This window comes from Bacillus sp. FJAT-27986, from assembly GCF_001685035.1.
GTDB lineage: Bacteria > Bacillota > Bacilli > Bacillales > Pradoshiaceae > Pradoshia.
Genome location: NZ_MAYV01000020.1, coordinates 70,144 through 95,497 on the forward strand (window position 1 = coordinate 70,144; position 25,354 = coordinate 95,497).

24 protein-coding genes are annotated in these 25,354 nt (G+C 38.0%); 9 read left to right on the forward strand and 15 right to left on the reverse strand.

Translation table 11 applies throughout. The annotated features are described in order from the left end of the window. Nucleotides 1–140 precede the first annotated feature (140 nt). Both A8L44_RS18265 and A8L44_RS18270 read right to left on the reverse strand, forming a co-directional pair. On the reverse strand, nt 141–908 hold the full coding sequence (locus A8L44_RS18265; protein ID WP_066109954.1) for an aspartate/glutamate racemase family protein: 768 nt from the start codon (nt 906–908) through the stop codon (nt 141–143). Between the two features lie 230 nt (nt 909–1,138). After that, the gene (locus A8L44_RS18270) at nt 1,139–2,323 is read right to left on the reverse strand and encodes a Bcr/CflA family efflux MFS transporter (protein WP_175354330.1); all 1,185 of its coding nucleotides are present in this window, start codon (nt 2,321–2,323) and stop codon (nt 1,139–1,141) included. Nucleotides 2,324–2,767: 444 nt separating this feature from the next. On the opposite strand from A8L44_RS18270, the gene A8L44_RS18275 reads away from it, so the two are divergent. Beyond that, nucleotides 2,768–2,953, forward strand: a complete 186-nt coding sequence (locus A8L44_RS18275; RefSeq protein WP_066109956.1) for a hypothetical protein — start codon at nt 2,768–2,770, stop codon at nt 2,951–2,953. 306 nt (nt 2,954–3,259) lie between these two features. On the opposite strand, the gene pth2 is transcribed toward A8L44_RS18275, so the two are convergent. The 6 genes from pth2 to A8L44_RS18790 form a co-directional block, all read right to left on the reverse strand. Beyond that, nucleotides 3,260–3,640 (reverse strand): aminoacyl-tRNA hydrolase, encoded by a 381-nt coding sequence (gene pth2, locus A8L44_RS18280; RefSeq protein WP_217491090.1) that lies wholly within the window; start codon nt 3,638–3,640, stop codon nt 3,260–3,262. Nucleotides 3,641–4,401: 761 nt separating this feature from the next. Beyond that, nucleotides 4,402–5,205, reverse strand: coding sequence for a hypothetical protein (locus tag A8L44_RS18285; RefSeq protein ID WP_066109959.1), 804 nt, complete (start codon nt 5,203–5,205; stop codon nt 4,402–4,404). Nucleotides 5,206–5,373: 168 nt separating this feature from the next. Then, entirely contained in the window at nt 5,374–6,483 is a 1,110-nt protein-coding gene (locus A8L44_RS18290; RefSeq protein ID WP_066109962.1) for a TasA family protein, read from the reverse strand. Next, entirely contained in the window at nt 6,480–7,250 is a 771-nt protein-coding gene (locus A8L44_RS18295; RefSeq protein ID WP_066109965.1) for a signal peptidase I, read from the reverse strand. The genes A8L44_RS18290 and A8L44_RS18295 overlap by 4 nt, the downstream gene beginning before the upstream one ends. Before the next feature lie 18 nt (nt 7,251–7,268). Then, the gene (locus tag A8L44_RS18300) at nt 7,269–7,814 is read right to left on the reverse strand and encodes a TasA family protein (RefSeq protein WP_066109967.1); all 546 of its coding nucleotides are present in this window, start codon (nt 7,812–7,814) and stop codon (nt 7,269–7,271) included. Further along, entirely contained in the window at nt 7,804–8,859 is a 1,056-nt protein-coding gene (locus A8L44_RS18790) for a hypothetical protein (RefSeq protein WP_066109970.1), read from the reverse strand. Before A8L44_RS18790 ends, A8L44_RS18300 begins: the two co-directional genes overlap by 11 nt. 1,233 nt (nt 8,860–10,092) lie before the next feature. On the opposite strand from A8L44_RS18790, the gene A8L44_RS19060 reads away from it, so the two are divergent. The 5 genes from A8L44_RS19060 (at nt 10,093) to A8L44_RS18325 (ending at nt 14,941) form a co-directional block, all read left to right on the forward strand. After that, nucleotides 10,093–10,269, forward strand: a complete 177-nt coding sequence (locus A8L44_RS19060) for a hypothetical protein (RefSeq protein ID WP_175354332.1) — start codon at nt 10,093–10,095, stop codon at nt 10,267–10,269. Further along, entirely contained in the window at nt 10,266–11,666 is a 1,401-nt protein-coding gene (locus A8L44_RS18310) for a recombinase family protein (RefSeq protein ID WP_066109973.1), read from the forward strand. Before A8L44_RS19060 ends, A8L44_RS18310 begins: the two co-directional genes overlap by 4 nt. Next, entirely contained in the window at nt 11,663–13,123 is a 1,461-nt protein-coding gene (locus A8L44_RS18315) for a recombinase family protein (protein ID WP_066109976.1), read from the forward strand. The genes A8L44_RS18310 and A8L44_RS18315 overlap by 4 nt, the downstream gene beginning before the upstream one ends. A gap of 236 nt (nt 13,124–13,359) precedes the next feature. Next, the gene (locus A8L44_RS18320) at nt 13,360–13,593 is read left to right on the forward strand and encodes a helix-turn-helix domain-containing protein (protein WP_066109981.1); all 234 of its coding nucleotides are present in this window, start codon (nt 13,360–13,362) and stop codon (nt 13,591–13,593) included. A gap of 133 nt (nt 13,594–13,726) precedes the next feature. Beyond that, complete coding sequence (locus A8L44_RS18325) at nt 13,727–14,941, forward strand: tyrosine-type recombinase/integrase (RefSeq protein ID WP_441294141.1); 1,215 nt, start codon at nt 13,727–13,729, stop codon at nt 14,939–14,941. An 84-nt stretch (nt 14,942–15,025) separates the two neighbouring features. Here the strand turns inward: A8L44_RS18325 and groL are convergent, their stop codons facing one another. Continuing rightward, the gene (gene groL / locus A8L44_RS18330; protein WP_066109987.1) at nt 15,026–16,660 is read right to left on the reverse strand and encodes a chaperonin GroEL; all 1,635 of its coding nucleotides are present in this window, start codon (nt 16,658–16,660) and stop codon (nt 15,026–15,028) included. Nucleotides 16,661–16,717: 57 nt separating this feature from the next. Next, nucleotides 16,718–17,002: a co-chaperone GroES gene (gene groES / locus A8L44_RS18335; protein WP_066109990.1), complete on the reverse strand. Its 285-nt coding sequence runs from the start codon at nt 17,000–17,002 to the stop codon at nt 16,718–16,720. A gap of 300 nt (nt 17,003–17,302) precedes the next feature. Between groES and A8L44_RS18340 the strand changes: the two genes are divergently transcribed. Together A8L44_RS18340 and A8L44_RS18345 are read left to right on the forward strand one after the other, a co-directional pair. Further along, the gene (locus A8L44_RS18340) at nt 17,303–18,034 is read left to right on the forward strand and encodes a CPBP family intramembrane glutamic endopeptidase (protein WP_066109993.1); all 732 of its coding nucleotides are present in this window, start codon (nt 17,303–17,305) and stop codon (nt 18,032–18,034) included. Continuing rightward, nucleotides 18,031–18,243 (forward strand): YdiK family protein, encoded by a 213-nt coding sequence (locus A8L44_RS18345; RefSeq protein WP_066109994.1) that lies wholly within the window; start codon nt 18,031–18,033, stop codon nt 18,241–18,243. Before A8L44_RS18340 ends, A8L44_RS18345 begins: the two co-directional genes overlap by 4 nt. A gap of 36 nt (nt 18,244–18,279) precedes the next feature. Here A8L44_RS18345 and A8L44_RS18350 read toward each other — a convergent pair whose 3' ends face one another. After that, nucleotides 18,280–18,939 (reverse strand): redox-sensing transcriptional repressor Rex, encoded by a 660-nt coding sequence (locus A8L44_RS18350; RefSeq protein ID WP_066109997.1) that lies wholly within the window; start codon nt 18,937–18,939, stop codon nt 18,280–18,282. 640 nt (nt 18,940–19,579) lie between these two features. Between A8L44_RS18350 and A8L44_RS18355 the strand changes: the two genes are divergently transcribed. Continuing rightward, complete coding sequence (locus A8L44_RS18355; RefSeq protein WP_066110000.1) at nt 19,580–21,502, forward strand: ABC-F family ATP-binding cassette domain-containing protein; 1,923 nt, start codon at nt 19,580–19,582, stop codon at nt 21,500–21,502. A 375-nt stretch (nt 21,503–21,877) separates the two neighbouring features. Here A8L44_RS18355 and tsaD read toward each other — a convergent pair whose 3' ends face one another. The 4 genes from tsaD to tsaE are packed head-to-tail and all read right to left on the reverse strand — an operon-like array spanning nt 21,878 to nt 24,505. Further along, a complete protein-coding gene (tsaD, locus tag A8L44_RS18360) occupies nt 21,878–22,894 on the reverse strand; it encodes a tRNA (adenosine(37)-N6)-threonylcarbamoyltransferase complex transferase subunit TsaD (protein ID WP_254654741.1) in 1,017 nt (338 codons plus the stop codon). Beyond that, nucleotides 22,891–23,343 (reverse strand): ribosomal protein S18-alanine N-acetyltransferase, encoded by a 453-nt coding sequence (gene rimI / locus A8L44_RS18365; protein ID WP_066110006.1) that lies wholly within the window; start codon nt 23,341–23,343, stop codon nt 22,891–22,893. Before rimI ends, tsaD begins: the two co-directional genes overlap by 4 nt. Next, complete coding sequence (gene tsaB, locus A8L44_RS18370) at nt 23,343–24,047, reverse strand: tRNA (adenosine(37)-N6)-threonylcarbamoyltransferase complex dimerization subunit type 1 TsaB (RefSeq protein WP_066110009.1); 705 nt, start codon at nt 24,045–24,047, stop codon at nt 23,343–23,345. The genes rimI and tsaB overlap by 1 nt, the downstream gene beginning before the upstream one ends. After that, a complete protein-coding gene (tsaE, locus tag A8L44_RS18375; protein ID WP_066110012.1) occupies nt 24,047–24,505 on the reverse strand; it encodes a tRNA (adenosine(37)-N6)-threonylcarbamoyltransferase complex ATPase subunit type 1 TsaE in 459 nt (152 codons plus the stop codon). The genes tsaB and tsaE overlap by 1 nt, the downstream gene beginning before the upstream one ends. Between the last annotated feature and the right edge of the window lie 849 nt (nt 24,506–25,354).

Here is a 25,354-nt window from a genome sequence, read left to right on the forward strand (position 1 = left end):
TCCATTTTTTTGACTCATATTGCTCTCTCTTGTTTGCCATAAGATACAGAAAAATAATATAATTTTATAAGGCCAGCAAAGATAAATATTAAAAAACACAAGCTCTTTGGACTTGTGTTTGTCTTCACTCATTCACTTTATTAAATAAATCCATAATATGGGCTTTGGCTATTTGCATAATGTGCCCAGTTAATGAGTGTAATAAAATCATACACAGGCAGCTGCACTGCTTGCTGGATATCAAATGCATAGGGAGGCAGGTCACTGCATTCTAATAAGATGGCTCCGACTTCAGGATGCTTTTCCTTTATCTCAATTGCTTTTTTAACAACCTCATCCCTCAGCTTTTCATTATTAAACGTACCTGCTCCATTCGAAATGGATGAAAACTCTTCTCCCTGGCTCAAATCACCAATGATCAAATTAGATCTGTTTGTAACTCCGCACGTTTTCAAAAGGGAATCCGTCAATCCTTTTTCATAGGCTGTTAATATACCAATTTTTTGTCCTGGCTTTAATCCAACCTGAATCATAGACAGTTGAACGAGGCTAGACAGATAGACAGGAATTTCTAATGCATTTGCTATTTGCTTATGAAAGTTTCCAAAGAACCCACACGCACTTGAAATAACTTTTGCTCCTTCACTTTGAAGTTGCATAGCTGCATCAATAATCCCTTTTTCCAGTGTTCGATCATTATTTAAAAGACGCTGACCCGTACAGCCGGGAACCAATTTATAATGAACAGGAAACGGAAAGGTTGAATAATTTGCGACATTGCCGGGAATGACAGGATAGGAATCTTCATCTAGGTATAAAATCCCCACAGAAAATCCTGTTATATAGCGTCCTTTTTTTTGTACGAGCTGGCCTGGATTTGTGCCAGGACCAATATATCCATAATGCATTCAATCTTCTCCCCTTTCTTATCAGAATTAGTCTTTTACAGAAATATGGATTTATGCAAAAAAGACAGCAGAAGAAGCCCGGAAATTTTCACCTTGACCCAATTTAAATTATCCAAAGACTAAGAACAGCGGAAAATAAATTAGGTTTTTGAGATGGGCAATAATCCAAATAAAAAAAAGTTGCCGACAAGACATCATCCTGTGGCAACTCTTTTATTAAAATCAAGCCTTTAATCCGTAATAATTTTTTTTTGCAAACAATAGATCCATAATAACAAGGATAAAACGAGGAAAATCAGCATTGTCATGCTCAAGCCATTAATATAATCTCCCCACTGGAGTGACCCAACCATCATCCCTACACTGCCGATCACTGTAAAGCCAAAGTTCATTAGACTTGAAGCTGCTCCGACATTTGACTTTTGCATAGATAATAGCGTATTTGACACCATCGGTCTGAGATATGTCGTGATAACCGTGAAGGGCACATAGCATACAAGAAATACAAATGGGCTGATGGAACCTACTAAGAAGAGCAGGCAGATAGATATTGTGACAATTACAAAGGCGATATTGATCGATTTTTTTATCGAACCGCCACCAACACGCATATAAAGAAATGGTCCAATCAAACCTATACAAGCTGCACCGGCAAAGTAAAGGCTGAAGGCAGATTCCGAGATGCCAAATCCATCTATATAAATGTATGAAGCGAGTGTTAGATATGCCATAAACGGTGCCATTAAGAGAGCAACAACAAGCAATAGGCTGGTAAACTTCTTATCCTTCACAATACTTGTAAGCCCTAAGATAGATTTAAATGTACTGCCAGATACTCGCTTTTCCTGCGGCAAAGTTTCTTCTAAAAGAAATCCTCCTATAAGTGATACTAGGAATAGAACAGCTAGAGCAACAAATGTCATCTTCCAGCTGAAAAAGGCTAAAATAACCGCGCCCAAAATAGGCGCTAGCATTGGAGCAAGCAGAACGATCGCCTGCGTGATTGACAAAACATTAGACATCTCTTTTCCTTCGAAGCTGTCTTTAATCAAAGCTGTAGAGATGGCAACCATCCCTCCTGCACCAAATGCCTGAATTGCCCGGGCTGCAATCAAGATCCAAATCGACGGTGAAATTGCACAGATGATACTAAAGGTCAGTGCCACAAGGATACTGCCCAACAGGACTGGCTTTCGTCCGTACTTATCACTCATCGGGCCAAGAATGAGGATACCAATTGCCATAAAAATAAAGAATATCGTCATTGTATAGCTTGTAACTGACGAGGTTGTTTGATAATAGTTTGTCATTTCAGGCAACGAAGGCATATATAAGTCTGTTGCCAGAGGAGGCGTCATCGATAATAGCGCGATGAAAGCAATAAGCCCGCCCTTTTTTAAATATTTTTGTTCCATTGACATCTTCCTATCTTCCTAATGATTACATGGATTATTAAGATTAAATGAAAAAATAATTCAATAACCGCCGTCGTTAGTTTGTTAACGAAAATAATCCACATTATCTTAGGGTAACAGGAAACTGCTGAGCTGGGCGATATGTAAAATATAGAAATATTGAGGAGTAACCCAGAGGACTGTTTCAACTTAATAGGTAATACAACTTGAACCTAATAGTCATCTCTAAATAAAGGAGGACTCTAGTCGAAAATACTTTTATCATAACTATTAAAGATTGCTTGTACTGCATCCTTTTTTATAATTAAAAATTCAAAAAACAACCACAACTCTGGAAAATAACAAAGACTTTTCGCATCCTAACAAGGCTGTTAGATATAAAAAATCGATAAAAATTTGGTGTATACTCCGTTATAGTTAATTAATAGTTTATGAGGTGTTACCATGAATACAATCAAAATTGACAATAAAACTAAATCACAACTTAACATAGAATATATGAACGCTGTATACGCTGTTAGCAGTGCTAAGCATCCAGCTGAATATCTATACAAAGTTACTCAATATAAGAAAGCAAAGCATTATAAACAACTATTAGAAGGCCATTTAAACCAACATCAATGTTCTTAATATTTTTAATATACGTAATGTATATAAAGAAAAAGAAGCGTACCTAGTGTATTGGATCCGTAAGTTAGGACTGCATCGCTACACTAGGAGCGCTTTTTTTATATCATCCTATTCTACTATTTAACGAACGTCGGATTCTAAACATCATAATGGCCGCCCTAAGAATGAAATTGTGTAAAATCTTTAATGAAGTGCGCGAAAAGTACCTTCTATTGAGGTTTCGCTATATTTGAGGTACAACATCTTTAACGGTGATTTTCAGTATTGTATGGGATTACGTTAGCAAAAACTATATCATTACAAGATTTATAATAATTTTAAATGACCAGTTACGTCATCCACTTTCCCTCTCTCGCCAAGTATAGCAAGACACGTATCTGTTTTAACACCGTTGAACATGGTCAATCCGTTATCGGTGATAAGTCTTACAGGTAATTCTTTTTCTTTCGCAAGGTGATAAATCGAATATAATTCATCCAAACTTTCTACATAAACAGTCACTTTTACAAATGTTTCATTAAACCATTTGTTTAAAATTTGTTTGTGATTTTCAGTTCCATTATATTCAATCCACTTCACAACCCCTAAAGAAGCATGACTTCCTTGGGCTACATATTTCCCTTTTGTCATTTGTAAATCTTTTCTCATCACAATAACCATCTTTGTTGTACTTGACTTCTTTTCCAAGTTGATAGCTCCTTTTCGCAAAGAATATGTTGAAATTGTTTACTCAACTCCATTTTATTTTTTTATATACCTATTGGTGCCTAAGTGGAGAAAATTCGATGATTAATAGTTTGTGGTAAGGTCTTGGTCAATTCACCCTTTTAAAAAAGGGACTAATATTCATTGTTAGTTTTCTAAGCTATCGCTAATGCTGTTTGCTATAATGCAGTTTAACTTATGTATTTTCAAATGGTGTATGTACATCCTTTTTTCACCATTAAAAACAAAAAAAAGAAGCATCCCGCAAGTTTTTCAACTTGTAGGATACTTCTTTTAATGGAAGAGGCAGATTACATCATGCCGCCCATGTGGTTTTAAAGTGTAATATATATCCCCATAGTGGAACGAAACTGCATCAAATCAGTGTTTCACTCGCCTTAAGTGTAATATCTTTAACATAGATTTACTGTGATTTATTAGGTTTCGTTAGCAAAATGTTAGCATTTGGTTAGCAAATAAATATAGACGGTTTCACCTTTCTATAAGCGATGCGATTCAATATGCATCGCTTTAAAAAAATACACTATCGGAGACCATACATACAATTTTGGAGGATCTAATACTTACGATGCGAACAAAATGTGAGCACTTCACTTTTTGTTCAACCAAACCCCTTACATATCAAGAGCTGGAGCAGCAGGCCAAAACTGCGCCCCATAAATATATAGTGCCAAAAACCCGACACTCAAAAATATGAATGTCGGGTTTCTGTTTGACTATTCTTAGTTCTGTTCTGTATTTCCAGAAGTTTCTTCTGCCGTTTCATTTGTTGGTTGTTCTACACTATCTTCCGAAACACTTTCTCCATTTGATATATGTGGTGGAAAAGTTTTTTCTGTATCATCAGGATCTTCAGTCGGCTGAACAGTAGAAGTTATATCGTCTAATTCTTCATCTGAATCTCCATTTAAGTCTTTATCTAAATTTTCTTCCTCATTTGGTCTAGGTGCAGGTGTTGAATCCGCAGCATCATTCGATATTTCTGTGTCTGCTGATTCTTCCGTATCATCCATGTTCTCTTCTGATTGTTTTGGTGTCCCGATTATATCAGAATCATTAATTGTTGTAATTCCTTTTTCTCTAGAATACGTTCCCCATGCACTCTCAAAATAATATTCCCCTCTTTGATCAGGATAAAAAGTAAACGTCATTACTTCTCCCGGCGCTAACTGAGTACTATATAATGGTAAAAAACCTTCCGGCCCGGATATTCTAAAATACCCTGTACTTGCCGATCCGTATGCCTCGTTTGCCGTTACAGTAACCTGATAACCATTTCCCTCTGTCTTTTGAGAAAGGATGTATTTGCCTTCTTCCAGTTTTTCTCCATCTTCAACATCAACGGTGATATTGTAACTGGCTGCTTTTATACTTTGAATAGAAGTGGTAACGTTGTCTGTAAACCAAGACCACGTTGTACCCATTAAACAGGTTATGCATATAATTATTCCCAACAAGGAGGGCATAAGCATTTTAACCAAATTATTACTCTCTATTATGTATTTAAGTTTATATAATAATTTCAATTTTCTTGCCCCCTTAAATTGTGCTATAAATGAGCAATCAAAAGGCACGACACAAAAATATTGGGGAATGCCCTTTGATTGCCCCCCCGCTTTATGCGGGGTGGCATATAATAAAATTTAACAGTTCATTTTCATATTAGACACAACAACTACCAAGATTCAACAGTGTCAGTGAGATCCAACAGTGTCAGAGATATCTGCACCATTAACAATCCAAATCCCTTTTTGTTCTACGTTATCTGTTATTTTATTGAAGATTTTGCCGTCAATACCTGTGCAATTGTCGAATTCAACTGTTGTGCCTGTTACGTTAGTATCGATCCATAGGAAACTATCATCAAAGGTACAATTGTTCAACTGTGCATCCTGATAGAAGCGCAACGAACCGTATTTGTAAGACTTCTGGAAAGTACAGTTGTTCATTTCAACATTAGTAATATCTTTACCGAAGCTGTTCCAACCATCAAACAGGCAGTTGTTGAAGATAATGTTACCATTACCACTATCAAAGTGAGCGGAGTAAGATTTTTCAGTCACGAACTCACAGTTGTCGAAAGTTACAGTCCCTGTAGCTTTACCGCCATAGAAAGAAGTGAATTTAGCATTTTTCAGGATGGTACCATCTGGGAATGCCGCGGAATAGTAAAATTCACCCAGGTTTGCACCATTTGCATCAATTACAGTAGCGCCAGCTGCAATAGCTTCATTAAGTTCAGCCATACTGGAAACAATCACAGGGTAAGTCGCATCATCAGTATCTTGAGTCGCAACTACTGTAATACTAACCCCATCAATATATTTACCCTGATACTCATTACCAGCAGATGTTTTCATCGTACCGCTGATTGTAATTTCTTGTTCTTTACCAGCACCTAATTGGTTTTCTTTATCAATATTTACACCTTCAATTTTCCATTCAATTGCTTTGTTAAGTTCTGCATCACCATTGATGCCAGTAATGAGAACTTTGTACTTAGCCGCCAGGTTACCATTATTCTTTACAGTCACTGGTTCTAACTCGTATGTAGCCCCTGGTTCCCAAAGGATTTCATTCTTTTCTCCATCAGCAGTCTTCCAGTTAAGAGTCTCCCCTTCAACAGAGGTTACTCCATCTTCAGCATAAAGCCCAATATTTAGTGTCCCTGCTTGAATTTTGTTTACGCCTGTGCTTGCTGTATCCGTAAACCAAGCAAATGTTGCACCGGCTAACATTGTTACGCTCGCACATGTTGACACGATGCTCGTAACTAATGCTCTTTTAGTAGATCCTTTTTTCATATCCTTTCTCCTCCTAAAACATTTTTGGTATCGGTCGAGAGATTCCCCTCTTCACCGTTACTTTGTGTATATGTAGCAGCATCATTGCTGTTTACACCATTGTTAGTTGTTCCAAGCTGTTCTTTCAATTTTAATAACTCTTCCATCATCTTTTGAGATTCAGCTCGTTCTTTTGCAATTTCGTCTCTCTCTGCTTGTAGCTCGGCTTTTTGTTCGGATTTGTATTTTCTAAATAGCCGAATACTATCCATTAAATGAATGAGGATTAACAGCATAAATGGAATGAAAATACAGCAAATATAACCCGGTGTAGTCTTTAAAAACTGGAAGAATGCCCCCACTTTTGGAATATGAGTTTCGTATTTACCTAACACATATTCATATGTAACTACTGTTTCATCATCTGTATTTGTCGTTGTTCCGTATGTAATAAATCCGGGATTTCCATTCGCATCCGTCGTTAAACTTCTGATTTTATGAGTAACTGTTTCTCCGTAATTGTCAGGACCTGTGGAAGTATAGGCAATAATATCTCCTTGCTTCAAGGTAGACGGATCGGCTTCTTTTACAAGAACTAAATCCCCTGCATTAAAATCTGTCTTACTCATGGAATCAGATAAGACAATAAAGGGTTTATACCCGAAAAGATTTCGATCTGGCTGATCAAAGGTCGTTACAGAAATAATGGTAAACACCATCATCCCTATACTCGCTATCATAAGGAACCACGTCACGATGGCTTTTATGATATGTAATGCTTTTTTCATTTCCTTGTTGTTTCCTCCTTAGTCAAATTCTCTATTTGGATTATTTTTCGTCTGTACGGCATCTGCGCAAAGGGTAAATGTTAGTGTTGGATTTTGCGTACTACTACTTTCTTTCGGATAATGGAACTCAATTTCTAATTCTTTTTTTTCTTTTAAATGTAATGGGTCAATAGCTGAAGATACCATCTGTTTTGTGAGCTCATTTGGTTTTCCAAAGAATAAAACTTGTTTATCGTCTCGGATGGTCACTTCCATTACATCAGCAAGTCCACCTGTTATGTCGTCAAAATATATCTTGTAATAAGCTTCACATGTGCTGTTATTTTGAATATAGAACTCCTTTGCAACGGTCATACCTGGCTTAAAAAGATACTCATGTTCCTCAATAACTGGTTTACCATCATTAAGATCAATATCTATTTCCCCTGTGCTAAAAATATTGTTATTTACCCACACCATCGACCATATAAGAGCAAAGGTAGTCATACAAAGGCAAATAGAAAGTATGACAATTGCAGCAACACTTGTTTTCAACTTTTTGCCTGTCTGTTGATTATTTTGCATCCGGCTCGCCCCCTATTTTTTTGTTTTTTCGGAAGGAGAGTTTTAGTATCAGCAGTGAACCTGTTATTAAACCAAGCGATAAGGCTACATTTGAATAATCTAGCTTACCAGGTGCACGAACTAAATTAGCTTTTTCATCTACCCACCATTTAAAATCAGCCTTCAATTCCGTACTATCCATATACTCGTTCCCAACCGAAGCATCAAGATAGGTGGATATTTCGTAATACAATTCTTCCGTTTTTGCAACATCTGATTTTTTCAAGGTATAAGTATCTAATTCACCCATATCTCTCATTAGTCCGTCATAGAGAACATCTCCACTATTAAGAAGAACAACTTTTAGTTTCAATACTTCTAATAATTTTTCTGGTTTGTTATGTATATCTACCAAAAAATGAATTCTACCGGAGTTTTTATAGGACACCTTAAGACAAAAATTCTTTACTTCTGAATCACCTGGCAACATATTGATTACCTTAAAAGGCTCATTGTCGGTGAACTGCCCTTTATGGAGTGATATAACGGTTGATGTAGGTTTACTGCTATCGCTATCGTTAGAACCATCGTTAGAACCACCGTTAGAACCATCACTAGAACCATCGTTAGAGCCACCGCTAGAACCATCGTTAGAGCCATCGCTAGAACCATCGCTAGAACCACCGCTAGAACCACCGCTAGAACCATCGTTAGAACCACCGCTAGAACCATCGTTAGAACCACCGCTAGAACCATCGTTAGAACCACCGCTAGAACCATCGTTAGAACCACCGCTAGAACCATCGTTAGAACCTTCTGTAGTAGCATTGTCTTCGTTCGAGGAATTGCTGTTATTTGTTCCAGTATTATTTTCCGTATTCTCTATTTGATTGTCTGTATTACCGCCTTCTTCAGGGATAATATAATTTTCTGGCACACTAACAGAGGTCGATTCTTTCGGTGCAAAATGCTTATATATCTCCGTTCCTGTTAGAGCAACAAGGCTTATGCATAGTAGGATCAATAACATGGTAATTATCTTTTTGTATTTTTTTTCACGTTCCACTCTACCTTCCTCCTTGTTCCTTTTTGCATACCTTTAGAAACAAAAAATGCATTCCATTTTTTAAGGAACACACATTAAAATGACCGTTTCCCTTTTCCTAAAAGAGTACCCTGTAGTTTTGTACAGTGCATTTTAAATAAATTTGCCAATTATGTATTTTTTAGTTCATATGTTACTAGCTATCTCTATAAAAAACCTAGTTTTGTATATATTGTTGATTGCAAAGATTTATATATTCCTCCAGCATATCTTTTCCTTGGAAAAATCTATCTTTTAAGAGTTTTTTTACTCTTTATTATTATATCAATATATTTTTTTGTGGCAATATAATTTTAAAACAACAAATCTAACTTTTTTTGTCAGATTTGCTCCTTTCCTGTTAAACTATAAAATTTCCGATTTCATGGTTGAAAGTTACCTACTCATATGCCGCTACATTCCGAGAGAAAAGATATTTCACTATATTTAAAAAAACCAAAGATTTTTGTTCTTAAGTCTTCCAAACCTTTAGCAAGCAATACAAAAATCAACTAAGCAAATGTTAGTTGATTTCTTTTAAATATATATCGAGTTGGCGTAGATGAATACCACTCCTTTTATCCAAGAACTTTCATGGTTCTTGAGATAGGGGTAGGTATCTTTATTCATTAGATAACCCGCTAACCTGAAAAAGCACTATATCCTTCATTCTTCCTTCCATTTCAGTTATGGCTATAACTGAAAAATTCTATAATTTACCTCTTGATATTTCCCCTTCAAATGGTTGAGATAACTTGGCAGTTGGATGAACTGCCGAAACTTAATCAGGAAGGTGATTCCACATGAACAAACAATCAACTCCATCAAGAACTGAGGAAAAGATACGGAATACTACGATCCAAAAGATAAAGAAACTACGTAAAAGAGGATTGGCTCTATGAAATATACACGTAACATCCAGCTACAAGAGAAGTGTCATGTACTACTGAAACAGGGATTTATATCTTCTTTCCTATTTCATAGCTTCATAGCTTATGAGAAAGAGCGGGTAAAGTCATTTGAAGAAAGAATTGATTAACCTTCCTTTCCCTGGTCAACAAAAGAAAACAATTACAGTCTTCATCAAAGTAAATACAGAGGAAGCATTCTCTCAATTACGGTTACCACTTGAGGATCTAGACAATTCTTTGCCTAACAGTTCTTAGGTATAAACCATTCATCTCCATGTCAATGATGCATGATGAGGTGAACTAAATGCGCAAAGTAGTCAAACTACAGACAGTAAACGAAGACAACAAAGCAATACAGGTGTGGATGCAACACTTAATCAACCGCATTTTGTTGGAACAACTTAATCTTCCAATTCCCTTAGCGGCAAAAGTGACCTACCAACTTTCTAAACCATTGCAAAGAAAAGAGGATGACGAATGAAGCAGAAACTGCATATTTTCTTTCGAAGAGTCAGCAGCGCCAATCAAGACTTGGCAACACAGATTGAATTTGACCGTCCCTACAGAGAACTATGCAACAAAGAACAAATAGTGGAAGTAAATGAGGATGACACATCCGCGAATAAATTGAGTGTCGCTCAACGACCAAAAATCACAGAAATTATCAATCTTATCAAAGAAGATAAGGTTGAGAAAGTGTATGCATACGATCGTACACGCCTATTTCGTGACTATTATGAGGCACAGGAGTTTTGCCATACTTGCATTGAACATAATGTAGAAATCATCTACACCTCATCAAGTAACGGGCATATGGGTTTTACCGGCGACATCTTTATAGAAGGGTTGCTTAATCTATTTGGTGATATTGAAGGGAAGAACATCGCTAGAAGAACGGTAGAAGCTAGGAGGAAGTATCCACCCAAAAAATACGGTTACGTAAAGACCAAACAAAAGACATATCAGAAGGCAGCGAAAACTGAGCCTTCCCTGACACAGTTTTTCGAGGAAATCCAGCAAATCGATTCTCTGGAGCTCTTCAACTCGTTCCTCTCTAAGTACCGAAAAATATTGGCCAAACCAGATGACACTCTCATACGGATAGCCACCGATCCATTTTATGCCGGATATGACTTACATGAAGGAGAATATCAACTTCCCCATGTAGACCCCTTCATAACAAAGGAAACGTTCTTGCAGATTCAAGGACAACTGAGTCCGTTGATTAAAGCTTATATAGCAAACATACAAAAGCTTCAGGAACTGTACATAGACTATCCCAAATGCGGATATTGCCTAAAGTCACTGAGGCCTCGATTTAATTCTGACCGAACTGAAGTTTATTTCTCCTGTTCTAAGGGTCACACCAAAGTGTATTACGATACAGTTTCTATCAATGAAGCGACCAAAGAGGTAATCGAAAAAATAATAGCGCATCTGAATGTAGATCGACTACTAGTTGATTCTTCTAACCGAATGAAAGAAATCAAGAGAATGATTAAGAAAGAGCAGGAAAAAACAGAAGTTTTACTGAAGAAGGCCGAGGACTCGATTCTATTTTCTAAAGAAGGCTATGACCAAAATTGGTGTGAAAGACAGGACTATCAGGAAATCCTCTCCCTTCAAAAGGACTGTCTATTATTTGTGGACGAAATAAATAAGAAGCAACAATTACTGATAGAAAACAAACAACTACATCAATTGACTGTTGAAGCGATTGAAAAGCAAGCAGAATTAAATGTTAGGGCTCTATGCGACCTATTAATCAATGATGTCCGATTATACGAACAGTCCATTGAATTCGATGTGAACAAGTGTGATTACATTTTTAATTTAGACAATGAAATCACCCTGCATTTGAAGGAGAGTGTATCATGAATCAACTAGCTTTTGCCTATATACGCCGTTCTTCCTACAAGCAACAACAAAATCATAGCGTTGAAACACAGAAGGCAAGGATCCTGGACTTCGCAAAAAATAAAGGATTATCGATACCGGAAGACTTCATCATCATTGAAGATGTAACAAGTGCTTACAGCAAAAGAGCCAGTCAGAGAAAAGCCCTTATGATGCTAAAAAATCGCATGATTGAAAGTGGTATAAATACGGTTGTCTTTAATGAAGAATCACGAATGGATCGAACCGGCTACACATTTGTCCTCGACTTTTATCGGCCATTGTTAGACCAATTCGGCAATGTCAATGTATTTACGACTGAATCCAGTGAAGTCTGGAATCCAGATGCTCAACACGTCAAGATTTCCTTCATGTTGCACTATCAGGAATCAAGCATAAAATCGGAACGTGCTATAGGTGATTTAGCAGGTCGTCTGCAGTCCGATCAAGCAAAACGGCCAGGGTCTAAGACTCCATACGGATATAGCCAAGTGAACAAAAAATTGATTCCAAACAACCAATCGGAAATCGTTTCATTCATTTATTACTTGCACAGCTGGGGTTACTCCATGAAGCATATAGCCGACTGTTTGAATAGCGCTGGCGTCCCTTCTGCCAAAAATGGAAAATGGGCAGTAAGCAGTATCGAATCCATTTTGAAGAACAACGTTTATTCAGGCACTTTGAAGTGGGATATCAGGAAAGGAAAGGAACCGGGAACATTTATTTTCCCCTCTTCCCATGCACCGATAGTACCAAAAAATCTTATGGGTCTGATTGAGATCAACCATCAATTGCAACAAATTCATGGACGCTTAAACACACCATTCCTACTTTTAAACAAAGTGGTGTGCAGCAACTGTCAGCAAACCTTGGTATGTAAGAACTCCTCTACAAGAAGAGCAGACAGACAATATAAATATCAGTATTACATCTGCGATCCCTGTTCTTACAAATTACCCGGAGAAGAATTACATCAAATGGTTTATCAGAAGTTGCCCCGCTATATAAAACAACTCTTATCTGATGATGAACAGCTACAGATAATGAGCCAATCCATACAGCAACATCAAGAGTGCCTAGAACACTGTATTAAAGAAATCGAGAACAAACTCGACATCCTTCTTACAAAAGAAGCACTTGCCAAAACACATGCCGACCAAAAATTATTGAGCCTAATCACTCAGAAAAACGAGGAACTCATACATGAAAGAGAAATCTTTATGTCCAAGCAACAACTCTTAGATACCATGCAGGATGCTTTAGATGATGGCTCTTTTATAAACCGTTTTTCACTAATTTCAAACGTACAACTAAGTGATCAGGAATTACGATTACTTATTTTATATTTCATTGAATCGGTTACTGTCTCCCCTTCTTCCGCACCATCAATCAGATTTACATCGGATGTGTTGCGGGACATATTTAAGACAGGGTAGACATATTACCGAAAACGTCACATCTGTATTGGATGGATAACCGAATGTCTACCGACCGACATTCTTTATATACAAAACCACTTAACAGAAAAGGCACTCATACTGCCTTTTCACCTATTAGGGTTTCGATAGTATATCCGTAATGGTATCCCAATACGGAATGATTACCGAAAAACTATTAGTAGTATAGACAAACAACCGAAACTTATACATAAACAATCTGGAGGGATTTACTTATGAGTCAAACAAAACAATACACAACGTGGGAGTCTCTCCCCGATACATTAACAGCATCACACATCGCACAATTTCTTGGCATTTCAAGAAAGACAGTCTATGAGTTATTCAAGCTAAACATAGAACACGGTGGTATTCCCAACTTTGATATTGGTGCTTCTAAGCGAGTAGAAAAAGCCGATTTAGCTATGTGGATCAACAATCAAAAACAGAAAAAAGCCCAAGCAATGTAGGTTAGGAATTTAAGAAGTTTAAATAATCCCTTCTCTCTTCTACTTACAAAGTGAATGAACAAAACGTATCTGCTACATACGGAGTGGAAATAATAAATAATCGCAGTATCATTATTTCAAAGAAAAGAGGTTAATGAAATTGAAAGGACATTTTCATCGAAGAGGCTGTACATGCAAAAAGAAACGTTGCACTTGCGGATCTACTTGGAGCTTTGTAATCGATATCGGAAGAGATCCCGCTACCGGCAAACGAAAACAAAAGACGAAAGGAGGATTTCGAACAAAGCAGGAGGCCGAATCAGCTGCTACAGAACTTATGTACGAAATTAACCAAGGTTTATATGTGCAAGAGAAAAATGTTATCTTCAAGGATTTCTCAAGCGAATGGCTTCTTATGTATAGTGAGAAGAATAGTGTGAAACCGGGCACCATTCGCATCAGACAACACGAAATCGATAAATTATCACCTTACTTCTCTCTATTAAAACTGAAAGACATCACAGCCAAACGTTATCAAGATGCTTTAAATGATTTAAAGGAAAAAGGATATGCTGATAACACATTGGATGGTGTGCATCGTACTGGGAGAATGATTTTCAAGAAGGCCATTGAGATGCGGATCATTAAAAATGATCCAACAGAATTCGCTTATCTGAAGAAAGATCGAAAAACCATTGAAGAATTAGAGGAGCAAGAAATCCCTAAATATATGGAAAAGGAAGAGTTAGCATTACTGCTGCAAACATCCTCTCAGAAAGGACTGGATTTGGACTACTTAATCTTCCTTACCCTTTCTTACACAGGAATGCGTGTTGGTGAATTAGTAGCGCTTAAATGGAAAGACATTGACTTTGATAACCATACCATCAGCATTACAAAAACGTATTATAATCCGACTAATAACACGTTGGAATATCAACTTGTGCCGCCTAAGACCAGAAGATCAAAACGAATCATAGTCGTTGATGAATGTGTTATTGCAACACTCAAAGAGCATATGGAATTACAAAAGAAAGTAAAAGAACGTTTGGGTACAACTTATCTAGATGAAGGATTCATTTTTGCTAAACATGACAGACAGCCCGGCTATCCCATCTTCATTAAAACTGTCGAAAATCGAATGGCTCGATTACTGAAGTTAGCAGGATTAAACACAGAGCTTACTCCCCACTCTTTACGCCATACGCACACATCATTGCTTGCAGAAGCGAGAGTAGGACTAGAGGAAATTATGGACCGGTTAGGTCACTGCGATGATGAAACAACGAAAAACGTTTACCTGCATGTAACTAAAGAAATGAAAAAAGAGGCTTCTCATAAATTTGCTCAATTAATGAGAAGCCTCTAATCGGGCGAGAAATGTTAGCAAAATGTTAGCATCGCTCTTATCCCTTATTCAAAATCCTTATATATCAAGGGTTTTGGGGGCAAATTACATCATGCCGCCCATTCCGCCCATACCACCCATGTCAGGCATTCCGCCGCCTGCACCAGCTGGCTCTGGCTTGTCAGCAACAACTGCTTCAGTTGTTAAGAACATAGCTGCAACAGAAGCTGCGTTTTGAAGTGCAGAACGAGTTACTTTAGTAGGATCCACGATACCGGATTCGATCATGTTTACCCATTGGCCATTAGCTGCATTGAAGCCAATGCCGATTTCTTCTTTTTTAAGACGTTCTACAACTACAGAACCTTCAAGGCCTGCGTTGTGAGCGATTTGGCGAACTGGCTCTTCAAGAGCACGAAGTACGATGTTAACACCAGTTTGTGCATCGCCTTCAAGTTCCACAGCAGCCACTTTATTGTACACACTTACAAGTGCAGTACCACCACCGGCTACGATACCTTCTTCAACAGCAGCACGAGTGGAGTTTAGAGCATCTTCAATGCGAAGTTTGCGCTCTTTCAATTCTGTTTCAGTTGCTGCACCTACTTTGATAACGGCTACGCCGCCAGCAAGTTTAGCAAGACGCTCTTGTAATTTTTCTTTATCAAATTCAGAAGTAGTTTCTTCTAATTGGGAACGAATTTGATTGATACGTGCACCGATTTCGCTAGTTTCTCCAGCACCTTCAACGATTGTAGTTGTTTCTTTTGTAACAACAACTTTCGCAGCGCGTCCAAGAGAAGTTAATGTAGCAGATTTAAGGTCACGGCCTAGTTCTTCAGTGATTACTTCACCGCCAGTTAATGCAGCGATATCTTCAAGCATAGCTTTACGACGGTCACCGAATCCAGGAGCTTTAACAGCTACTGCATTGAATGTTCCGCGAAGTTTGTTCACAACTAGAGTTGCTTGTGCTTCACCTTCAACATCCTCAGCGATTAGCAATAAAGGTTTACCTTGTTGAACAACTTGTTCAAGGACAGGAAGTACTTCCTGGATGTTAGAGATTTTCTTATCTGTGATCAAGATGTATGGATTTTCTAGTACAGCTTCCATTTTATCGGAATCTGTTACCATGTATGGAGAAGAATATCCACGGTCGAATTGCATACCTTCTACTACATCTAGTTCAGTTGTAAATCCTTTGGATTCTTCGATTGTGATAACTCCGTCGTTACCAACGCGTTCCATTGCTTCAGCAATTAGAGCGCCAACTTCTTCGTCAGCAGAAGAAATCGCAGCAACTTGTGCAATGGATTCTTTGCCTTCGATTGGTTTGGAGATTGCTTGTAATTCTTCAATTGCAACAGAAACAGCTTTTTCAATCCCTTTACGAACGCCCATTGGGTTAGCGCCAGCTGTTACGTTTTTCAATCCTTCACGAATCATAGCTTGGGCAAGAACTGTTGCAGTAGTTGTACCGTCACCAGCAATTTCATTTGTTTTGCTTGCTACTTCTGCAACCAATTTAGCACCCATGTTTTCAAACGCGTCTTCAAGCTCGATTTCTTTTGCGATTGTTACACCATCATTTGTGATAAGTGGGGAACCGAATTTCTTTTCAAGAACAACGTTACGTCCTTTTGGTCCAAGTGTAACTTTTACTGTATCAGCTAATGCATCTACCCCACGTAACATAGCGCGGCGAGCTTCTTCACTAAATTTAATATCTTTTGCCATACGTAAATTACCTCCTCGATTTTTTTGTTATGTCTTATTTTTTAATCGACATTTTCGTTAAGCAATAACGGCCAAAATGTCGCTTTCACGTAAAATTAAGTATTCTTTACCTTCGTATTTAATTTCTGTACCTGAATATTTAGAGAAGATAATATGATCGCCTTCAGATACTTCCAATCCTACTCGCTCACCATTCTCAAGGACACGGCCTGTTCCTACCGCTACAATTTTGCCTTCAGATGGTTTTTCTTTGGCAGTGTCTGGTAACACGATGCCGCTTGCAGTTTTTTCCTCTTGTGCGACAAGTTCAATCACAACGCGATCTCCTAGTGGCTTTAACAAGTAAAACTACCTCCTTAAAGTTATCTCCATTTTTATTAGCACTCATCATCGTTGAGTGCTAACACAATTTATAGTTTAAATAAAGAACCAATGATTTGCAAGTAATATTAGTTAAAATTTTTAAATTTTATCACCATTTATTTATCTTACCCAAATAAGGTCTAAATATCCTTTTTATTTCAGTTTGGTAGATGAAGAGAAGGAAAATGTTTCGCAATTGTAACTATGAGGTAAAAACGGTTAAAATTAAAGATATACGCAATCTAATATCTATATAAAAGATTAAGGGAGTTTTTCTATTTGAAAAAATATTACTGGTCAATTCTCATTACCTATATTGCCATGCAATTTTCTTCTATTCTTGGTATCCCAATTATGCTGGTTTTCTTATCGAACACGAATATCCCCGCGGAACGGATAGAAGTATTGGCTGCAGGGTATTGGATTGTTATAAGCTTTATTCTGGCTTCTATCATTACTCTAGTCCTACTGAGATATGAAAAAAATAATAGAAGCTTAGGCGATCAGGCAAGTGTGGGAGCTTCGATCGGCTGGGCAATTGGCGGAGTATTTCTTGCTTTGTTTTCACAATCTATAGCTGGTAATATCGAACGAATTATTGGTATTCCTACCGGGTCTGAAAATACACAGAATATACTCGGTCTCATTGAGGCAGTACCGCTTGTTATGGTAGTCAGTTCTGTACTTGGGCCATTTTTAGAAGAGATTGTCTTTAGGAAAATTATCTTTGGCACATTACACAAGCGATTGAATTTCTTCCTGAGCGCGTTAATCAGTTCACTGATCTTTGCCGTTGCTCACATGGAATTTGTACATATCCTGCTTTATACAGCAATGGGATTCACATTTGCTTATTTATATGTTAAAACAAAGAGAATCCTTGTTCCTATTTTTGCCCACATTACTATGAATACATTAGTTGTAATCGTACAATCACTTTACAAAGATGATATATTAAAAAATATGGAAGAGCTTAATAAAGTTCAAAGCTTTATCGGAGGTTTGTTATGAGACGTTCACCGTTGTATATGGCAACGACTTACTTAATTTTAGGTGCTATTTTTATATTTTTTGCTGTTCAAAATGTATCACGCAGCGGTTGGGATTTCTTTACCTATTTCCTGATCATACTGGCTACACTTGATGTTGGTTCAGGAATCCGCTTGGTGATGATTCATAAGCAAATAAAGAAAATGAAAAGTGAAAAACCAAAAGAATAACAAAAAAAATCTCGGAGGGAAAACCTTCGAGATTTTTTATTCTGTATCTTCCGTATTTCCGGATGGATAATGTTTAAGAAAATATACTAATGATTGCAATTCGACTGCAAGGTCAATATGATGGACACGAATGCTGTCTGGCACATTCAGACGTGCCGGCGTAAAGTTTAAAATAGCCTTAATGTTCGCAGCCACTAAACGATCTGTAATAGATTGGGCAACCTGTGATGGAACTGTTAAAATAGCTACACTAATATCTTGCTTTTCAAGTTTTTTCTCCAGTTCATCCATATGATAGAGCGGAACATCCCCTATAAGGGTTCCTACTTTATCAGGAGAAACATCAAACGCCATTTCAATCTTTGTATTATTATTTTTCATAAAATTATAATTTAAGAAAGCTGTACCTAGATTCCCGACTCCAATTAGAGCTACCTTTGTAATCTCATCTTGATCGAGAGTTTTTCTAAAGAAGGATAATAGATAATTAACATTGTAACCATACCCTTTTTTACCTAAAGCACCAAAGTACGAGAAATCTCTTCGTATAGTAGCTGAATCTACTTTAACAGCTTCACTTAGTTCTGCGGAAGAAACTCGTAGTTTTCCTGACGCGTGTAGATTTTGTATAAAACGATAATATAATGGAAGTCGTTTGGCTGTAGCCTGCGGTATTTTAGTATTTTCTTGCAAAATTAATTCCCTTCTCCCTATTCTTTCTTGTCAATCGTTACTCCATATATCAAAACTGCCTTTGATAATCCCGACTGGTTTTACCCCCCCGGTTTTCCAATGATGATAGTTTCCTTCAATAACCATTGATTTTTCGATTGCTTTGCACATAACATATAAGGTTAATCAAGTATTGCTGAAACAGCTGTTATTTCTTACTTTCGTTTTTAAGATTATACGAATAATTAATCTATTCATATTTTCAGCTTTTTTCCATATAAAATCAATATCTAATCCTTGGAGTGCCCGGGTACCACATAGAAATTATATCAGAAGTTTTCTTCACTACCATAATTCTAACTATCTTAGCTATGTATAATACGCCGCTTTTTTATCAATGATTCGTTAATTTTATATTCGAGCAAAATACTAGGACTAGCGGTTCTGATTGTTTCCAGGTTACCTCCGCGATACCAATCATATGGGATCTTTCCTGATTAATAAAGCACGTAAATTCACTGAAAGTTTATTCTCCTATTCCTATTCTATAATATTTCTATCATTTTTGGTAATTTTTGTGTGAGTATTCACAAATTTTCTATTAAGTTGCGGTGCTTATCAAGAGTAGGCTACACTTAAGGTATGTACTTCTTGAGGTGAGAATATGATTATTTTACAAGTTAATAATGTATCCAAATATTATGGAGCTGAAGCAATTTTATCTACTATTAAGCTCGAAGTTCAAACGAAAGACCGTATAGCACTTGTTGGCAGAAACGGTGCAGGAAAATCCACCCTGCTTAAGATCATTGCAGGTCACCTTTCACATGACAGTGGGGAGATCTATAAGCCAAAAGATGTTTCGATTGGATATTTGGCTCAAAATACCGGTCTCCAATCAGACCGCTCTATTTGGGATGAAATGATCTCTGTTTTTGAAGGCTTACAAAAACAAGAAGATGAATTGAGATTATTGGAAAAATCTATGGCTGATCCTTCTGTCTACAATGATGAACAAAAATATAACCGGGTATTAAAAGATTACGATCGTCTCCAGGAGCAATTTAAAAATTCTGGCGGTTACCAAATGGAAGCAGATGTACGTTCTGTCTTACACGGTCTGCGTTTCTCGGATTATGATTATACTACATCTATTAATTCCTTAAGCGGCGGCCAAAAAACCAGGCTTGCACTAGGTAAATTATTATTAACGAAACCTGATTTACTGATTCTAGACGAGCCGACCAACCATCTTGATATCGATACATTAAGCTGGCTCGAAGGCTATCTTCAATCTTACCCTGGCGCTATCCTAATTGTTTCCCATGATCGTTATTTCCTTGATAAGGTTGTCCATCAAGTAATGGAGCTTTCCCGAACATCAATTAAGAAATATACAGGGAATTACAGCAGATACTTAGAGCAAAAGGCAGAGGAATACGAACGTAATGCAAAGCTTTATGAAAAACAGCAGGATGAGATTGCAAAATTAAAAGATTTTGTCCAAAGAAACATGGCCAGAGCATCTACAACTAAACGAGCCCAGAGCCGGCAAAAGGCCCTGCAGCGTATGGAAGTAATGGATCGGCCCTTGGGCGATGAAAAATCAGCTAATTTTACCTTTGAGATTGAAAAGCAAAGTGGTAATGAAGTTCTTCAGGCAAATGATTTGTCTATTGGATATGAAGCACCTGTTGCCAGCCACTTGAACTTTAGAATCACTAGAGGAGAAAGCATTGCACTGATTGGTCCTAATGGGGTAGGGAAATCTACTTTATTAAAAACATTGATTAACAGAATTCCGGCTTTGCATGGAGATTTTCAGCTCGGTGCCAATGTGACACTCGGATATTATGATCAAGAGCAGGCTAATCTATCGTCCAACAAAACTGTGCTAAATGAGTTATGGGATGACTTCCCTAACCAACCTGAAAAGGATATCCGATCCATATTAGGAAACTTTCTATTCAGCGGAGACGATGTAATGAAAACTGTCTCTACCTTGAGCGGTGGTGAAAAAGCACGGCTGGCTCTTTCAAAATTAATGATGCAAAAAGCCAACCTTTTAATTTTAGATGAGCCGACCAACCACTTGGATTTGGACAGTAAATTAGTGCTTGAAAATGCACTGGTTGATTATTCAGGCACTCTCCTCTTTGTATCCCATGACCGTTACTTTATCAATCGAATTGCCGATAAAGTATTGGAAATGAAAGCAGATGGTACAATTGAATACTTGGGAGATTATGACTACTATATTCAGAAAAAACAAGAACAAGCGGAACTCGCTGAACTGGAAAAACCAGCGGATTCTATCTCCAACAATCGCCCTGTTTCAGATAAAACTACTTATCAGGAGGACAAGGAGCTTAAAAAGAAAGAGCGCCAACGCCAAAGACGTATCGCAGAAATTGAAACTACCATTGAAGAACTTGATACACGGATATCCGATTTAAATACACAATTATGTGATCCGGAAATCTATCAGGACCATGAGAAATCATTGGAAATCCAGACAACTCTTACAGCAACTGAAGAAGAATTGGAAGCATTAATGGAAGAGTGGACTTCTCTACAAGACGAATAAATCAAGATAAAAAACCAAGTTAGGGATGGCTTGGTTTTTATCAACATTTTTATCCACATTAAAAAAGTTATAAAATAAGGTTTATTTTGATTTTTCCACATTATCCACAGATTTCAAATCTTTTATCCACAGAATCTGTTGATAACACGTAGTTATCCACAATTATTCGAGTGCTTTTACTTTTCAATCAATTTTTTTACCAATAAAATAAGGCTGGGACAAAAGGTTTCCAGCAACTAAAAAAGCCGAACTATTATAAAGTGCAGTTTAAGCATTATTAATAATAGTTCGGCTTTTTCTATTTAGTTTAATAAAAATTCAATACATCGTTCGGTTTTGGACACAGCAAATTTAGTTATGTCCCAGCCTCATTTTTTATTCCAATATCAATCCTGGATTTGCATTTAAGTCCATGGCAGCTCGTTTGCCTTTTTCAAATGCAATACTACCTGCTGCAGCAATCATTGCTGCATTATCTGTACATAAATAAAGTGGAGGTATAATCAATTCTACTTCCTTTTTGTCTATAAAAGCTTTTTCTAATTTAGTTCTTAATCCTTTATTGGCAGCAACCCCGCCGGCTAACAGTACTTGTTTCACCTGGAACTCCTCTGCTGCTTTTACGGTTTTAGTTACTAAGACATCAATTACACTTTCCTGAAAGCTGCAAGCCAGATCCTCAGGAGCTAACACTTCACCTTTTTGGTTGGCATTATGCAATGTATTTATAACAGCCGATTTTAATCCGCTGAAACTGAAATCATATGAATCCTCTTCTAGCCATGCACGAGGCAGTTTAACTGTTGGCTGACCTTCATGCGCCAGTCGATCAATATGAGGGCCGCCCGGATAAGGTAGCTTTAGCGTACGAGCTACCTTATCATATGCTTCACCGGCTGCATCATCTCTTGTTTCCCCTATAACGTCAAAAGCTCCATGCTCCTTCATCAACACCAGCTCCGTATGGCCACCGGATACAACCAATGCAAGGAGGGGAAAGGAAAACTCAGTGAGAATTCTGTTTGCATATATATGTCCAGCGATATGATGTACATTAATAAGTGGAATTCCATGAGCAAAAGCCAATGCTTTTGCCGCATTTACGCCTATTAAGAGAGCTCCCACTAACCCAGGACCTTCAGTAACCGCAATTCCATCAAGATCATCCCAAGAGATTTCTGCTTTCTCCAATGCCTCTTCAACTACAAGGGTAATTGCTTCAACATGATGCCTTGAAGCAATTTCAGGAACGACTCCGCCAAAACGTTTATGGCTCTCGATTTGAGAAGCTACAACATTTGAAAGAATTTCTCGGCCATTTTTTATTACTGCTGCTGCGGTTTCATCACAGCTGGTTTCTATACCTAATATGATTTGATTTTCTTTATTCACCATAATTCCACCCACATTACTAATGCATCTTCCATATTGTCTGTATAATAAAACTTTCTTATGCCACCGTCTTTAAAGCCCAATTTTCGATAGAGACTTTGAGCAGTTTGGTTTCCGATCCGTACCTCGAGAGTCATTCTTTTCACTCCCATGCTTTGTGCCTTGCCCAACATACGTACCATTAATTCTTCCCCGATTTTTTTGCCTCTCCATTCCGGCAATACAGCAATATTCGTGATATGGCCCTCATCGAGGATGAACCAAGTACCGCAATAACCAATTACTTTCCCCTGGTCCTCTGCTACCAAATAATACGCATATTGATTGTTCATCAGCTCATTATAAAAAGCTTCTTTGCTCCATGGCAAAGTAAAAGAAGCATGCTCTACCTCAATCACACTATCAAGATCCTCTACAGTCATCTTACGAAATGTAATCGTCTGATTCATTACTCTTCCCTCTGTTTCTCTTGAGCTTCTAACCATTTCGCCTCAGCTTCTGCTAAACGTACGTAATTGGGGACAAAGGTGTGGATATCATCACCAGGCAGATTCATGCCATGCAATGCTAATTCACCCGGCCTGGCCTGATGCAACGATAAAGGTGCCATAATAGCCTTATCTCCAAGAATTTCTGTTAGGGCCTCGATATGAATAGGAACATCATTGCCTATGAATAGTATAGGTTGATTGAGTGATTTTAAATGCTCAGCCCACTCAATGGCCAACACATTCTGGTCTTCCTCCAATCTAACTAACTCTCCATTATCCCATTTAAAAAGACTTGTATAAATCTGTCCCCTTCTTGCATCAAACAGTGGACATACCAAACCATTGAAATATCTGCCATTCAGGGCAAGCGCCTCTAAACTTGATACGCCTGATAATTGAATGCCTAGACTCCAGGCCAAAGACTTGGCAATCGTTACGCCAATTCTTACGCCGGTATAAGAACCTGGCCCCTTTGCCACCACGATTTTATCAAGGTCTCCTGGCTTAAGCCCGCATTCCTTCAAAATTGCTTCTATGGAAGGCATCGCCCGTACTGAATGGTTTCGTTTTGTAAATGTTATTTGCTCTCCGATAATCCCTTTTTCATTAGCAACAGCCACTCCCAGGACATTCGTAGATGTATCAATTGCTAATACATTCATTAAAATATCTCCTCACATAGCTTTTCATAAAATTCACCTTTTGGTTCAGCTACAATTCTCCGTCTATCATTCCCATCATGATATAAATATAAGGTCAAAAGCTCTTCCGGCAATTGTCCTTTTATCAGATGAGCCCACTCGACGATCGTAATTCCTTCACCTTCAAAATATTCTTCAAACCCGAAATCTTCCTCTTCATTTTCAATTCGATAAACATCCATGTGATAAAGTGGAAATTTCCCTTTATATTCTTTCATAATGGTAAAGGTCGGGCTATTTACATTTCTTGTTACACCAATTGCTTTAGCAATTCCCTTGCTAAATGTTGTTTTGCCTGCACCAAGGTCTCCCTCAAGCGCAATTACAGATCCGGGAATCAGGCGACTTCCAATTTCCTCTGCCAGCTTCCTGGTCTCTTCTTCACTATTACAAATTCTCATATATTCGGTCACAGTCATTCACCATGCTTTATATTTTATTATTAAAGTTTACATTATTTTAGTGTGTAAATCCAATTTCGTTTTTTTAAGTTAGCGCAAGGTTAGAAATATGAATTTGGTAATGGAATATCTGACTCTTTACGTATAGATTTATTGCTTGAGATGAGGTCTTGGCTACTACAGATTTGCTGTATACTTCGCATAGCTTTAATACAGTGTGACACGGCTTCGGTACGACTACGCCGACCTTTAAGGTCCTTGCCTTGGGATAGATCACCGCGGGGCATAGGTCGGGCATAGGTGCCTCATAGGCGGAGCATAGTTGCTTTGCTACACACTTCACCCACCTTTCAACAACCTTTACCCTGGTATACGTCGGGCATAGGTGCCTCATAGGCGGAGCATAGTTGCTTTGCTACACACTTCACCCACCTTTCAACCACCTTTACCCCCGTATAGGTCGGGCATAGGTGCCTCATAGGTGGAGCATAGCTGCTTTCCTACACACTTCGCCTACCTTTCAACCACCTTTACCCCGGTATAGATCGGGCATAGGTGCCTCATAGGTGGAGCATAGCTGCTTTCCTCCATACTTCGCCTACCTTTCAACCACCTTTACCCCGGTATAGATCGGGCATAGGTGTCCCATAGGTGGAACATAGCTGCTTTCCTCCACACTTCGCCTACCTTTCAACCAATCTTTGCCCGGGCTAAGTGCAGTATAGGTGATGGTAGACCCAGAATAGCGCACCTTTCCCATACCTTATTCACGTCTTTAAGGTATTCCATTGACTGTGGATTGATCCCGACTCCTCACTCCTCCAGCTCCAACAAGTATCCAAAATCCTCCTTGCTCCCTAAAAAACG